The following is a 14,135-nucleotide window of genomic DNA, read 5'->3' as shown; positions in this document are numbered from 1 at the left end:
ATAGCGCACGTCAAGATTGCGTGAAATAAATTCTTCAACTCATCTTGGACAGCGAGCAAAAGCGTCTACATAAGGTCAAACGGTTATCCGGAGATGTGCATGTTGATCAATCCGCCCAACTTACTTCTGCTGCGGAGCGAGCAGACATGAACAGATACTCCGGAGGATTTTGGATATTCATTCTGTGCGTCGTTTCCATAAGCGGCGCACTTTTTAGCTGGGCCTTTTACGGAGAGCCGTCAATTGTAGGTTCCGTTTTTGCGCTTTTTACTTGCGTACCCATTATCGCACTCGAGCGTGGGGCATTGTTTCCTCGACTCTATGCAAGAATTGCCGCGCTTTCGACCCCCCTTTATCTGATTGCCATGCTCATCGTTACATACATTTTGATGTATGTAGGCTCCGCATTATGTCGGCTCCTGTTGGGATTTATAGGTTACCAAACTTACGAATCCTGGCGTGAAATCGCAATTTTGCCCGCTAGCGCCATGTTCGCCGCGCTGGGTGTTTCGCTCGTCGTCAGTTTCGTTGCGCGGGTACGCGAATTGTTGGGGCGTGACGTCTTTTCAAGTCTTCTTATCGGGCGTTACCGCAAGCCCATCGAAGAGGAGCGGGTATTCCTATTTATCGATCTGGTTGGGTCGACTTCCTTTGCCCAGGAATTTGGCGATCTGCGGGCCCAGCAGTTCCTTGGAGCGTTGTTCGCAGCCTTTGCCGAGCCAGTACGCAGATATAGGGGGACCATTGACGATTATATTGGCGATGCCGCCATTATTACTTGGCCAATGGCGAGAGGCACCAAGAATGGCAATAGCGTAAAATGCGTCTTCGCTATTCTCGATTCCATTGAGGCAGACCGGGAAAAGTGGCTGAAAAATTTTGGACGTGTTCCACAACTTCGCGCAGCCCTTCACGGTGGTCCCATCATTACTGCGGAAATAGGGGTCGATCATCACAAGATTACCTATTTTGGTGACACGGTGAACACCACAGCGCGGCTGGAAACGCTTTGTCGGACACTTGATGCACCAGTATTGATTTCCGGAGATCTCGCAAAGCGAGTGGAGTTCGAAGGCGATATTCAGCCGGAATTTCTTGGAATGCATGCCGTGAAGGGTAGGGGGCAGACGCTCGGAGTCATGGCGTTGAAGCGTGCGGCAAATATCCCCACTTCGACAAATTTTGTTCATTAAGCGCCAAATTTGCCATTTGTGCGGATGACAGGGTCGTTGCGCTAGGCTATGGTCCGGGCTTGTCGAGGGCCTTGGGATTGAAGAATCATAAGGCCCTGTCAGTTTGCGGGAGAGTGTTCTGTGCAGTGATGTGCAGAGCCACCGAAGGGGAAATCGCCCGAAATCTCTCAGGTATCAAGAACCGCAAACGGGTAAGGCAACTCTGGAAAGTCGGGGGAAACCTCGCGCCGAAGGTGTAAGTTCAGCTGGGACCAAGGTCCCGTAACGGCTGTGCGAGTCTCTCAGGCTTCCGACAGAGGGGCAAAGAAACATTCCGTCGTTGTGGCGGAGGTCTTTGCGCGACTCTGGAGAAGTAATGGGCAACGAAGAAGAACAACTAAAATCACTACCACTTGATGATCTGCATAAAGCTGCCGGTGCGCGCTTTGGTGGATTTGCCGGATGGTCAATGCCTATCACCTATCCGCTGGGGGTGATGAAGGAACATCTTCATGCGCGCGAAAACGCCGGGCTTTTTGACATTTCCCATATGCAATTGTTCGATGTTTCGGGTCCAGGCGCAACAGCGCTTTTGTCACGTGCATGCCCGCTGGATGCAGGGGCATTGCAACCGGGACAATCCAAATACACATTTTTTCTCGACGAGCAGGCAGGCATACTCGACGATCTTATCGTAACCCGTTTGGGTGCCGCTCGTTACATGGTGGTGGCCAATGCCGGCAATGCGGCGGCCGACGAGGCGCACCTGCGCGGTGTCGCAAAAGATTTTGACTGCAAGATCGATGCGCTAGACCATGTTTTTCTGGCCATTCAAGGCCCGCAAGCAGCCGATGTTCTGCATAAAGCAGGGATTTCGGGGACCGAGCTAGCTTTCATGCATGGCTTTGAGCCGAAGCCGGGCTGGTTCATGAGTCGCTCAGGCTATACGGGTGAAGATGGTTTCGAAATTGCATTGCCAGCGACCGATGCCGTTGAGCTTGTAGAGACGCTCTTCAAGGACGAGAGAGTGGCTTGGGTCGGACTTGCGGCCCGTGACAGTCTTCGGTTGGAAGCCGGTCTTTGTCTGCATGGTCACGACATTACCCCTGACTTTAACCCGGTAGATGCAGGCCTTACTTGGGCAATTGGAAAAGCTGTCCGTGAGAAGGCCGGGTTTATCGGCGCCAAAGCTCTGCTCGAAAAGATTGCCTCGGGTAGCGCGCGAAAGCGGGTTGGCTTGAAACCCGATGGTCGCCAACCGGTTCGCTCTGAGACCGTCCTCATTGATGCGGACGGAAAACATGTCGGCATTGTCACTTCGGGCGGGTTCGGTCCCTCCGCTGGTCATCCGGTGGCGATGGGATACGTCAATAAGGACATTCTTGCCGCAACGGTGCCGATTTTTGCTGAAGTGCGCGGAAATCGCATTCCGGTCCACATTCATCCACTTCCCTTCACGCCACATCGCTACCACAAAGGATAATACAAATGGCAACCACTTACTTTACCGAAGATCATGAATGGGTACGCGTTGATGGCGATATCGCAACGGTCGGTATTACGGATCATGCACAGGATCAGCTCGGCGATCTCGTTTTTGTTCAGTTGCCCGATATCGGCACCAGCCTTTCCAAAGGTGATGCGGCTGTTGTTGTTGAATCTGTCAAGGCTGCCTCCGATGTATACGCGCCGCTGGATGGTGAAGTCACAGAAGTGAACGAAGCGACCGCAAGTGATCCGGCCCTGATCAATTCTGCCGCTACCGGCGATGGCTGGCTTTGGAAGATGAAGCTTTCCAACACTGAACAATTGACAGGCTTGCTTGATGAAGCCGGTTACAAAGCGATTATTGGTTGAACATCATGAACAAGAGCATATTCCCATTTGCCGACAGGCATATCGGCCCTAGTACGCAAGGCTCGCGCGCCATGTTGGCTGCGCTTGGTATTCCTTCACTCGATACGTTGATTTCACAGGCTGTTCCAAAGTCTATCCGGCTCGAAAAACCCCTTGATATTCCAGAGGCGGTTAATGAAGCCGAAGCACTCGCCGAACTGGCCGCCAAGATGGGCCACAATAAGACCTTCAAAAGTTATATTGGCCAAGGATATCACGGTACTCATGTTCCGGCAGTGATCCAACGCAACCTCTTTGAGAATCCGGCGTGGTATACGGCCTACACGCCATATCAGTCTGAAATCAGCCAAGGCCGTCTTGAGCTCCTGTTTCACTTCCAGACGCTGGTGGCCGAGCTGACAGGACTGCCCGTCGCTTCCGCGTCGCTCCTTGACGAGGCAACCGCTGTTGCGGAAGCCGTAGGGATTGCCTATCGCCATCACCGCGAAAAGCGTACGCGAATTGTCCTTGCCGGAGATGTTCATCCGCAAATCCTGGACGTGGTCAGAACTCGTGCTGAACCCCTGGGCATGACGGTCAATGGCGGCGAGATCGATAATACTGCAGCCGCTGTCATCGTACCTTGGCCGGATACTTACGGGGTCTACAGGGATCACTCTGCTGTTATCAAGGCTGCGAAGGCTGCAGGCGTACTTGTTATTGCAGTTGCCGATCCGCTTGCTCTGACGGTCACTGCATCACCTGCGTCGCTGGGTGCCGACATTGCTGCAGGTTCCATGCAGCGCTTTGGCGTTCCCGTAGGTTATGGTGGGCCCCATGCCGCTTACCTCGCGGTGACTGAAAATCTAACCCGGCTTATTCCAGGTCGGCTGGTCGGCCAATCGGTCGATAGCAAAGGCAGGGCGGGATACCGTCTCGCATTGCAGACACGCGAGCAGCATATTCGCCGCGACAAAGCTACGTCGAATATCTGTACAGCGCAGGCACTGCTTGCGAACATGGCGGTATCCTATGCCATCTGGCATGGTCCGCAGGGGCTTCAGGCTATTGCCAGCCAAGTTCACGCAAAGGCTGCAAGATTGGCGGCTGCACTTGAGGCTGTGGGCCTTGAATTAAGTGGGTCGCAATTCTTCGATACGGTCACGGTCAGCGTTCCGGGTAGAGCAGATGCTATTGCGGTCAGCGCCGAAAAAGGCGAACGACTGCTCCGCCATATTGATGCGGACAGACTAGGTATCACTGTAGATGAGACAACGACGGACGAGGATCTGGTAGCGCTTGCCGGTTTGTTCGGTGCCAAGGTGCTGAATGATCCCGGCTCAAAGTTGCCAAGCGCTCGATCTGCCGAAGGTTTCATGACCCAGGCTGTATTCCACCAGCAGCGTTCGGAAACGGAGATGATGCGTTTCCTTCGTCGGCTTGCCGACAAGGATCTGGCGCTTGACCGCGCAATGATTCCGCTCGGTTCCTGCACGATGAAGCTGAACGCTGCAGCAGAAATGCTTCCCGTAAGCTGGCAAAGCGTTGCCAATGTGCATCCTTTCGCACCGGCAGATCATGCGCTGGGCTATAAGTCGCTGACCGATGATCTTGAAGCTTGGCTCTCAGAGATCACAGGCTTTGATGCCGTGTCACTGCAACCAAATGCCGGTAGCCAAGGCGAGTATGCCGGTCTTCTTGCAATCCGTCGCTATCATTTGGATCGCGGCGATGATCATCGCGATATTTGCCTCATCCCTGAATCGGCCCATGGCACCAATCCTGCCAGTGCGCATATGGCGGGGATGCGGGTGGTCGTTGTTGCCTGCGAAGAGGCAGGCGACATTGATCTCGATGATCTGAAAGCAAAGGCTGAACTACACAGCGCCAATCTTGCCGCATTGATGATTACCTACCCGTCAACACATGGCGTATTCGAGGAGGGGGTCAAAGATATTTGCGCTGTCGTTCATGAACATGGCGGTCAGGTCTATTTTGATGGCGCCAATTTGAACGCGCTCGTTGGGCTTGCACGTCCCGGTGATATTGGCGCGGATGTCTGCCACATGAACCTGCACAAGACCTTCTGCATTCCGCATGGAGGCGGGGGACCCGGTGTCGGCCCGATTGGTGTTAAGAAGCATCTGGCTCCATTCCTGCCTGGACATGTGATGAATGGCACCGGCAATGCGGTTTCCGCCGCACCATTCGGCAGCGCATCAATTCTGCCAATCACATGGATGTATATCCGTATGATGGGTGGAGCAGGCTTGAAACGCGCAACCGAAATGGCGATTCTCAATGCCAATTACATTGCTGAACGATTGAAGGATTATTACCCTGTGTTGTTCAAGGGCCGTAATGATCGCGTGGCACATGAGTGTATTCTTGATACTCGGGTACTTAAGGAAAGTGCCGGAATTGGTGTTGAAGACATAGCCAAGCGTCTGATTGATTATGGGTTCCACGCCCCCACAATGTCCTGGCCAATTGCTGGAACGCTGATGGTTGAACCTACGGAATCAGAATCGAAGCGCGAGATTGATCGTTTCTGCGATGCGATGATCGCAATCGCGGGTGAGGCTGCAAAAGTTGCGAGCGGAGAGTGGCCGAGAGATGACAATCCACTTGTCAACGCTCCGCATCCATCGGGCGATGTTCTGGCTGATGACTGGTCGCACCCCTATAGCCGCAAGGTAGCAAGTCTGCCCGGCGGAGAATCGGAGGATCTGCTGAAATATTGGCCACCGGTTTCCCGGATCGACAATGTTGCAGGCGATCGCAATCTGGTTTGTTCTTGCCCGCCCATGACGGCATATAATTAAAAGAAAAAGAGCGCTGGCATGTCCGGCGCTCTTTTTTGCTACCAGTCAGGTGTCAGGCTTGGAGGTGCATTTTTAACTGCAGCCGAGTCGAACTCCGAGGCAAGCTGGCGTAGGGCAAATGGTAAAGCCTGTAGGTCGCTCGATTGGAAGGAGAGGTGGGCAAGGTATTTATTGATAAGCTCGGCAACGACACGTGCCTGCTGCTCATCCCGCAAACGTTTGGGTGCATCTCGATCCGAACGACGTGAAAGCCACAATTTGTGGAGTGCGAAGGCTCTAGGGTCGGGACAGGAGAAACTGACTGGATATCCTCGTTCGTCTATCACTGTCTCGGATGCTTTGGGACTGTTAACCAGCCAAGAAAGCCCCTCAATCTCTATCGCCTGCAAATCTTCGGCATCGGCGCTGAAGCGGTTTTTCTCGTTGGAGGAGAGAATATCTTTTGGCATAGGCTTGATAAGGTCAACCAGAAACCCATCACGGTTTGCCGCCCGGTATCCATTTTTGGCAAGAGGGCGAAAAGAGTGATCAATTTTCTGCAATAGTCCGATTAGGCCTTTGTTAGAGAAATCCTTAACGATGAGCCTTAAACTGAAACGCGAATCCATCAACAAGTCGACGTCCTGTGTGGACAATAGCCCGCTGCTGATATGAACAGCAGCCATGCGTTCGTAGATGAACAGGGCGTTGGTGCCAACAACGTCGACTGCTGTCCCGATAAGGCCAAGTTTGTCGAGCGCCCGAATAATACGGGCTGTCAGTAGCGGGACGCGCCCCAGGGACATAGCCCGGTTCACGGGCGCAAGCTGGTCAAGACGCTGTGCCAACCGCGACATACGATCCTTCGAGTCGTCGCGACCCGAATGAAACTGGTTATGTATCAATTCTGTTGCGGCTGATTTTGGACCCAAAGATTTCCAGATGCCATTGGTCTTCTTGTAAAGATAAGTCTTGTCATTGGTGCTTTTCTTCCATGACATAGACCCAGAAAACCGCTGTTCATAGTCTTTCGCGCTGGTTCGATAAACATCATAAACCTGCGCTGTATCAACCTGTTGGCGAATTTGTTCTGATGATAACGTTTTGAATTTAATCATGTTATCCCTAGAATGTTCGATGAACTTTAGAATAGGGATAATAGCATATTATGCAAGTTTAAAACTATGAAAATAAACGAATTATCCCTTTTATGATGTTTTCTTGGTGCGCAAGGGATAATGGTAGTTCCATAACTATTATTACGTGATTTTCTGCTTTTAGCGGGTGGGTTCAAGGATGAAGTGCGACTTGCAATAGATAACAATGGCTTATCGCTTGCAAGGAGTTGCCCATGAAATGCACCTACTCCCAGATTGATATGGATGAACGCCGTAGGATCGCTCGAAGGACTGAACCCCTACAAAAATGATAACCGGTGGGCAAAAGCAGGAATCCCAGTTTGACAGTCGACGCGGCGCAATAATGGCGTCAGATTTACGAAGTTGCCAAATCAAATGCGGAGGCGCATAGGTTGTGAAAATGACTACAGGCGTCCAGACCTGGCTCGATCAAGGGTAAAGAGCTCCTGGGCACGTCCCACTCCCCGCAACGCATAACGCCCGACGGAGACGAGTTGATCTCGCAATTCGCTTGGCAAAGCTTCGGCAAAACTATCGGAAATCAATATGTCCTGGTCAACCGAGCGACACATTGATGCGATGCGACTGACTTCGTTTACCGCGGGACCGACAACTGTAAAGTCGAGGCGCGTATCACTCCCAATATTACCGTAGAATACCTCTCCGATGTGAAGGCCAAGATAGACATCGGTTGCTGGAGCACCATCCGCGTGGCGAACTTGATTAAGCGTGACAAGGCGTTTGCGTAGCAAATATTCAGCTTCTAGCGCTGCTGCACAATCCTGAGCAGAGTTGCCGTTGGTAAAGATTGCAAGAATACCGTCTCCCATAAGCTTGAGTACGTCGCCGCCCGTTTCGTGTATCGAGGATATGACTGCTTCCGCATAATCATTCAGCATGGGAATGATTGCATCGGGCGATGCTGTATCTGAAATGCGTGTGTAGCCTCTCAGATCCGAATACCACAGGACCGCTTCAATACGCTCCGCGGCACCTCGATTGATGCGTCCGGCAAGGACACGCTTAGCGGCATCATGACCTAGATAGACATCGGCCAAGGTCTGGACGATACGGGTCAGCGAGGCGCACTTTATGGCCAATCCCAGTCCACGCACCATTCGACGGATCGCCACCAGATCCTCTGCACGGAAACCCTGTGGGTCATCGGTAGACCAGGAGGAATAAAAGCAATCCATTTCGCCGATAGTGCCTTCAGAAGAGAAGCGATTTATGAGCGCGAGATAATCAGTGCAGCCTTCGCCTTTGAGCGTGAGCAAATGCGGGAATCCCAAGTCTTTTTCCCGTCCCAGCTGCACGCGCATTTCATCGTCGCCCGCATTCAACATGCTGTAAAAGGTTGATGTCTGCCAGTTGCTTGCGCTTTCACCCTCCTGCGAAGAACCATATTCAATGATGGCGCGCTCGACCTGCCCTTCCCTGCGCCATAGAAAAACTCGGCCTTCGTAGATGGGGTGCAGCGTGTCGACAAATGCATTTGCTCGCTCAAGCCGGATTCCAGCATCAAGACAGCGCTGGCAAAACCCATTCATAAGTTCTGTTTCGCTGGTGCCGGAGAGCCCTTGCATGTCCAGCCAGGTTTCAATTTCTGCGATCTTGGCTTCGTTCATTGCCATACCTGCCTACGAGATGCGCGATGGTTAGCACTGTTACGCGATTTTGACAAAGACAGACCTGCTTTTGAACTGATTTATGGGCAGCTACATGCGGAGGCCAGCACAGGTGAGATTCAGGGCAGAAAAGCCGCGGGTATCAGGGATAGCAATTGTCAAATACTCAACCTGCCTTGGCAATTGACCCAATCAAAGCTTTTTGACGTGTCAGACAATCCGCAAGTTGGAAGCGATGTTCGACTGTTCTGCGGGCAGCGATACGCAATGGCATATAATCGTCTGGCTTGTGCAAAACACGTAAAATGGTGTCGGCCAAAGCGTCGGTATCATAAAACGGCACAAGTAAGCCATTTTTCCCCGATCGAATGATCTCCTGCACCGGAGGAGTGTCCGAGCCAATGATCAGAGCGCCACAGGCCATGGCCTCCACCACGGACCAGGAGAGAACGAACGGGTAGGTTAAATAGATATGCGCTGTGGAAATTTGATACAGCTGACGAAGAAGATCATGTGAGATTGGACCAGTAAACAAGACTCGGTCAGCCGGGACATTGTGCTGCGCCAGCATAACCTCTTTCCATGTACCTCCACCTGGCGGCGGCTTGCCATAGCTTACGCCATCGCCGCCCACAAAGATAAAAAGAGCGTCGGAATTCTTGGCCAGAACCTTCGATGCCGCTTCAAGTGCTTGCGGGAAGCCGCGATAAGGTTCCAGATCGCGGGCGACGAATGTGATGATCGGCGGATCCCCTGCCCGCAAAACGCGCCCGTCGGGAAGACGCAGCGAGGCGTTGCGGTCTGGACGAAAGCGTTGAGTGTCAACGCCTTCGTGGCAGACCGCGATGCGGTTTTGTGCAGACGCGGGATAGAGGCTCTTTTGCCATTGTGTAGGGCTAATGCCGCCATCCAGGGCTTCGAGCGAGATGAGCTGGGCGATATTGCGCAGACGCAAGCGCTTGCGTGTATCCGCGTCGGGTAAGTCGTCGGGTGCAAATCCGACATCAGCACCCTCTGCCCTGTAGAAAAACTCGCAATATCCTATCGCAGGTACCTGTGGCAGCACGTCTTTTACAAACATCATGCTGCCCCAGCCTATATGACCGACAACAATGTCTGGTCGCTGGTCATGACGTATCATGGCCTCAAATGTTTCAGCAACCCGGTGCCCGATCCGAACATGGTGATCCGGTATACCCAGATGTTTTGCCATCTGAGTATCCGATCGAGGGCCGGGTTCTGCCCTGTGTCTGACTACGCGGACCGATGGGAGGCGTCGGTCTACAGTTTCACAAACGAGGCTGACATCATGCCCACTGGAAGCAAGATTTTCAGCCAGAGCAGAAAATTGACCAAAGCCACGTCTGTGCACGAATGCCACATGCATGATTTCAGTCCTTTCCGACCGTTACGGCACACCACTTGATTGTTAAATGCCGTAACGTGCAGCATTACCCCATACCAGTTCAAGCCGATGCAATGTTTGAAATGCAATCTCTAGATTGCGCAGGTCACTATCATCCCGCGCAAGAACCCGATTATAAGCACCGCCAGCGTCGCGCAAATTGGCGCAAAGCTGTTCGCCTTTTTCAGTCAAACGAATCCTCGCGGATCGCTTGTCGCGCTGTGATGCTACCCTGTCGATATATCCACCATCGGCAAGCTGCTTCAGGTAATAGGAGATGTTGGAGCCGACATAATGGCCGCGGTCCAGTAGTTCTCCAACCGAAAGTTCAACGTCGCCGATGGCAAGAAGAACCATTGCCTGAGCTGGCCCAACATCTTCAACGCCGAGTTTTGTCATCTCTGTCCTGAGCAGACTCGCGAACCTCCGATTGACCCTCTCAATCATTCTTGCCAGTTCAAAATGCGTTACAACCACTGTATGAACTGGATGTCTATGTCCCTGTTTTTCTGCGGTAATTTCGGGGAAATTGGCGGCATCATAGCCGTCAATAGATGTTTCGACTTCCACTTCTTCGTGCAGAAGTTTTTGTATCATCTTGGTCTCCATGATCAAGGTTACTTCAAAATTTGAAGTAAGTTACAAGTATGTTTTCGGTTCTCCTTCGAATATTTCCCCACCGTAAGAACTTTTTTCTGTCACATTCTGCGCAGTATTACTTTACTAGTCTATGGCCTTAGACCAAGGTCGTAGGAGCTAAACCGCGGCTGTGTCATTTCCAAGGCAGAAGTGTATGGTAGATACTCGTCAAATCAATGAGAATGGCAATAGCAATGTTGGAAAAAAAGCGATGACACCTACGGTGCCCACGCCTCAAACCCTTATTTTCAAAGCCCGCCGGGTATTCTTGGCGGGGCTGCTTTATGCTGTTTTGCTCAGTGCATGCATCAACATTTTGCAGCTGACAGTACCGCTTTATATGCTGCAGGTTCATGACCGTGTATTGAACAGCCGCAGCACAGATACGTTGTTGATGCTAACGATTCTTGCGATTGGCGCGTTGATTGTTTTCGGTATTTTGGAGTTCATCCGCGCTCTCTCATTTCAGGCAATGGGCAGCGCATTGGTTCGTCGGCTCAACCTTCCGGTTTTAACCGCAGCGGTACAAGCCTCGGTTGATCAGGGGCTTCCAAAAGCAACGCAATCCCTGCGTGACTTGACCGAGTTGCGTTCGTTTCTGACATCGTCAGCGGTAAGTGCTCCGCTTGATGCAGCTTGGTCTCCTATTTTTCTTGGAGTCCTGTTTTTGCTGCATCCCGTCTTTGGCATTATTGGTATTGTGGCGGTCATCATTCTGATCTGCTGCGGTGTCGTGACAGATTTGATGACACGCAATCTGGTGAAAGACGCCAATCAGGCGAATATCGAGGCAATCTCCAAGATCGGTGCAACATTGCGCCATGCTGAAGCGATTGAAGCCATGGGTATGCTACCTGCTTTGGCCCGTCGCTGGCGTGGCCTGCAGATGAATGCCCTGGATTTGCTTGACCTTGGCGGCAGCCGCAGCCGTGCCATGACATCCATCACTCGCACATTACGGTTCATGATCCAGGTGGTAACGCTCGGCGCCGGCACATTGCTGGCCATGGAGCAAGAAATTTCGCCTGGCGCGATGATCGCCACCAGTATCATTGTCGGACGACTTCTCATGCCGTTTGATCAGGTCGTTGAGACCTGGCGGCAATGGGTAAACGCAATTGGAAACTGGCAGCGGATTCAATCCTTGCTGGCCCAGAATCTCGCAGTGCGACAAACAATGCCGACCCCCAGGCCCCATGGAGATCTTATCGTGGACAGGCTGGTCTATGCCGCGCCTGGTGTCGAAATGCCAATTATCAAGGGCATCTCATTTGCTCTTTCACCCGGAGAGGTTCTCGGTATTGTCGGGCCTTCGGCTGCCGGCAAGTCGACGCTTGCCCGGCTGATGATCGGCATCGTGAAGCCCACGTCAGGAGGCGTCTTCCTCGATGGCAACAACGTGTATTTGTGGGAGCGCGGCTCATTTGGCGAAATTGCCGGCTACTTGCCGCAGTCAGTGGCGCTGCTTGAAGGAACGATCAAGGACAACATCGCACGCATGGGCGACAGTGACCCCCACCGTGTTCTGGAGGCCGCGAGGCTTGCAGATGTTCATGAGATGATCGGAAGACTGCCGCTGGGTTATGATACGCCTGTGGGCGACGGGCGTTTAACGCTGTCAGGTGGTCAACGCCAGCGGATTGGCCTCGCTCGCTGCCTTTACAACCGCCCTCGCCTTATCGTGTTGGATGAACCCAATGCCAATCTTGATGCCGTGGGCGAGAGAGCATTGATGCGGGCCATAGAACAGGCGCGCGATGATGGTGCGATCGTGATCATGATAGCTCATAGACCCACGATTATGCAGGTGGCGGACAAGCTTCTCGTCCTTGAGGACGGCCGTATTACCCAGTTCGGGCCGCGCACGGATGTTGTTGCCTCGATAACACCGACCGGTCCTAAGAGAGCGACTGCATCATGACCGACAAAATCAATCTGCCCAAACGGGTTTCCCAATTGCTTGCCCCGCGCGCCGCATCGACCGGCGACAATCTGCCTACGAAATTTGGCACGGTTCGCCCTGAATGGGTCACCGACCTCGAGCAGGAAGATGCAAAGAGCCCTCTACGCAGGCTGATCATTGCCGGTGTTGCAACGATAGCCATCGCATTTGGTGGTTTTTTTGGCTGGGCTTACTCGGCTGAGCTTGGCAGCGCTGCTGTTGCGCTTGGAACGGTAATCGTTGATTCAAAGCGTAAAACCATCAGTCATTTTGAAGGTGGTATCCTTGATCGCTTGTTGGTCCAGGAAGGCGACGTCGTCAAAGTTGGGCAGCCGCTGGTAAGGTTGGACAACACAAAGGCCCGCTCGGAGTTGCAATCTCTGCAAAGCCGCCGCGTTGGATTGATCGCAAAGCTTGCTCGCCTGCGGGCGGAGCAGGCGGGCGCTACTGAAATCGAGTTTCCAAAAGATTTTGGTGCAGCTGATGATGTCACGGCACAAAATGCCATGAAAGCCGAGCAGATATTTTTCCAAAAGCGCTCGTCCCAAAAGACAAGTCGCATCGATGTTCAGCAAAAAACCATTGAACAATATACCGAGCAGGCAAAGGCATCAGAGGCACAGATCGTAGCCACAGATCGACAGATTGCCCTTATCACCGAACAGCGCGATGCAATCGCCAGCTTGGTCAAAAAGGGTTTTGCCCAAAAATCCAAACTTACGGAGATCGATACCCGGCTAAGCGAACTTGCCGGCCAACGTGGTGAATATGCCGGCGATAAGGCCAAAGCGGAACAGGCCAAAGCAGGTGCCGAGTTTTCGCTGACCGGCATTGAAAGTGATGTGCAATCAGAGATTGCAGGTGAAATTACCACCAGCCAGACTGATCTTGCTGACACCGAAGAGCGAATTGTCGCTGCCAAAGATGTCATGCGCCGGGTCGAGATACGTTCGCCACAGGCCGGTATCGTCGACAATATTCGTCTGCGTACACCGGGCGGTGTTGTTGCAGCCGGCGAAGCAATTCTTGATATTGTTCCGGAAAACGAGCCGATGGTTGTCGAAATGAAGATCAGTCCACGCGATATTGATGGCGTTGCTGTGAATTCTGCAGTTCAGGTCAAATTGACGGCGTTTAATCAACGATCCCTTTCGCCGCTTGATGGTAAGGTGACCTATGTTGCCGCTGACCAGCTTATCGATGAAAAAAGCGAAACGGCCTACTTTGTGGCACGGGCGGAAATTTCTCCCCAGTCGCTGACAGCCAATCCGTCCATCAAGCTCTATCCAGGCATGCCTGCAGAAATCCTGATTGTGCACAAGTCACGTCGAGCGATTGATTACATCGCTGGCCCAATCACCGACAGTTTCAACCGTGCCTTCAGGGAAGATTAGCCGGAAAGCGCTGGTACAGCTGATGTTTTTGAGGATACTTCAAAATTAAAAATAATTTACGCCTAATAAGGATGCATAACTAAAGTATATTGAGTTTAAAGCGCAATTATAAGTCTAATATAAATATGTCGTAATACATTCATGTAATAAATTGTTACTATAGATTGCCACATTTA

Annotated in this window: 10 protein-coding genes and 1 riboswitch; of the genes, 6 read left to right on the top strand and 4 right to left on the bottom strand. The window is 52.3% G+C overall.

All coding sequences use genetic code 11. The features are described from left to right. Window positions 1–146 precede the first annotated feature (146 nt). The 4 genes from ACTJI9_RS22185 to gcvP all read left to right on the top strand — a co-directional run bounded on the left by ACTJI9_RS22185 (window position 147) and on the right by gcvP (window position 5,833). Window positions 147–1,193 carry an adenylate/guanylate cyclase domain-containing protein gene (locus ACTJI9_RS22185; RefSeq protein WP_115054062.1) on the top strand — a complete coding sequence of 349 codons (1,047 nt, stop codon included), beginning with the start codon at window positions 147–149 and terminating at the stop codon, window positions 1,191–1,193. Between the two features lie 96 nt (window positions 1,194–1,289). Next, a riboswitch (glycine riboswitch) is annotated at window positions 1,290–1,387 on the top strand. 161 nt (window positions 1,388–1,548) lie between these two features. Next, complete coding sequence (gene gcvT, locus ACTJI9_RS22180) at window positions 1,549–2,655, top strand: glycine cleavage system aminomethyltransferase GcvT (RefSeq protein WP_440810980.1); 1,107 nt, start codon at window positions 1,549–1,551, stop codon at window positions 2,653–2,655. A gap of 5 nt (window positions 2,656–2,660) precedes the next feature. Further along, window positions 2,661–3,029, top strand: coding sequence for a glycine cleavage system protein GcvH (gene gcvH, locus ACTJI9_RS22175; protein ID WP_115054060.1), 369 nt, complete (start codon window positions 2,661–2,663; stop codon window positions 3,027–3,029). A gap of 5 nt (window positions 3,030–3,034) precedes the next feature. Further along, the gene (gene gcvP, locus ACTJI9_RS22170) at window positions 3,035–5,833 is read left to right on the top strand and encodes an aminomethyl-transferring glycine dehydrogenase (protein ID WP_440810978.1); all 2,799 of its coding nucleotides are present in this window, start codon (window positions 3,035–3,037) and stop codon (window positions 5,831–5,833) included. A gap of 38 nt (window positions 5,834–5,871) precedes the next feature. On the opposite strand, the gene ACTJI9_RS22165 is transcribed toward gcvP, so the two are convergent. The 4 genes from ACTJI9_RS22165 to ACTJI9_RS22150 form a co-directional block, all read right to left on the bottom strand. After that, entirely contained in the window at window positions 5,872–6,930 is a 1,059-nt protein-coding gene (locus tag ACTJI9_RS22165) for a GSU2403 family nucleotidyltransferase fold protein (protein ID WP_440810977.1), read from the bottom strand. Window positions 6,931–7,355: 425 nt separating this feature from the next. After that, window positions 7,356–8,579, bottom strand: coding sequence for an adenylate/guanylate cyclase domain-containing protein (locus ACTJI9_RS22160; protein ID WP_440810976.1), 1,224 nt, complete (start codon window positions 8,577–8,579; stop codon window positions 7,356–7,358). 166 nt (window positions 8,580–8,745) lie between these two features. Next, window positions 8,746–9,966, bottom strand: coding sequence for a glycosyltransferase family 4 protein (locus tag ACTJI9_RS22155; protein ID WP_440810975.1), 1,221 nt, complete (start codon window positions 9,964–9,966; stop codon window positions 8,746–8,748). 42 nt (window positions 9,967–10,008) lie between these two features. Beyond that, window positions 10,009–10,578, bottom strand: coding sequence for a MarR family transcriptional regulator (locus ACTJI9_RS22150; RefSeq protein ID WP_336442282.1), 570 nt, complete (start codon window positions 10,576–10,578; stop codon window positions 10,009–10,011). A 256-nt stretch (window positions 10,579–10,834) separates the two neighbouring features. Between ACTJI9_RS22150 and ACTJI9_RS22145 the strand changes: the two genes are divergently transcribed. Continuing rightward, on the top strand, window positions 10,835–12,544 hold the full coding sequence (locus ACTJI9_RS22145; protein ID WP_336442225.1) for a type I secretion system permease/ATPase: 1,710 nt from the start codon (window positions 10,835–10,837) through the stop codon (window positions 12,542–12,544). Further along, window positions 12,541–13,959 (top strand): HlyD family type I secretion periplasmic adaptor subunit, encoded by a 1,419-nt coding sequence (locus ACTJI9_RS22140; protein ID WP_336442226.1) that lies wholly within the window; start codon window positions 12,541–12,543, stop codon window positions 13,957–13,959. The genes ACTJI9_RS22145 and ACTJI9_RS22140 overlap by 4 nt, the downstream gene beginning before the upstream one ends. The last annotated feature ends 176 nt before the right edge of the window (window positions 13,960–14,135 follow it).

It is taken from the genome of Phyllobacterium sp. 22552, assembly GCF_052044585.1.
In the GTDB taxonomy this organism is placed as follows: Bacteria; Pseudomonadota; Alphaproteobacteria; order Rhizobiales; family Rhizobiaceae; genus Phyllobacterium; species Phyllobacterium ifriqiyense.
This window is presented reverse-complemented; position numbering and strand designations above follow the sequence as displayed.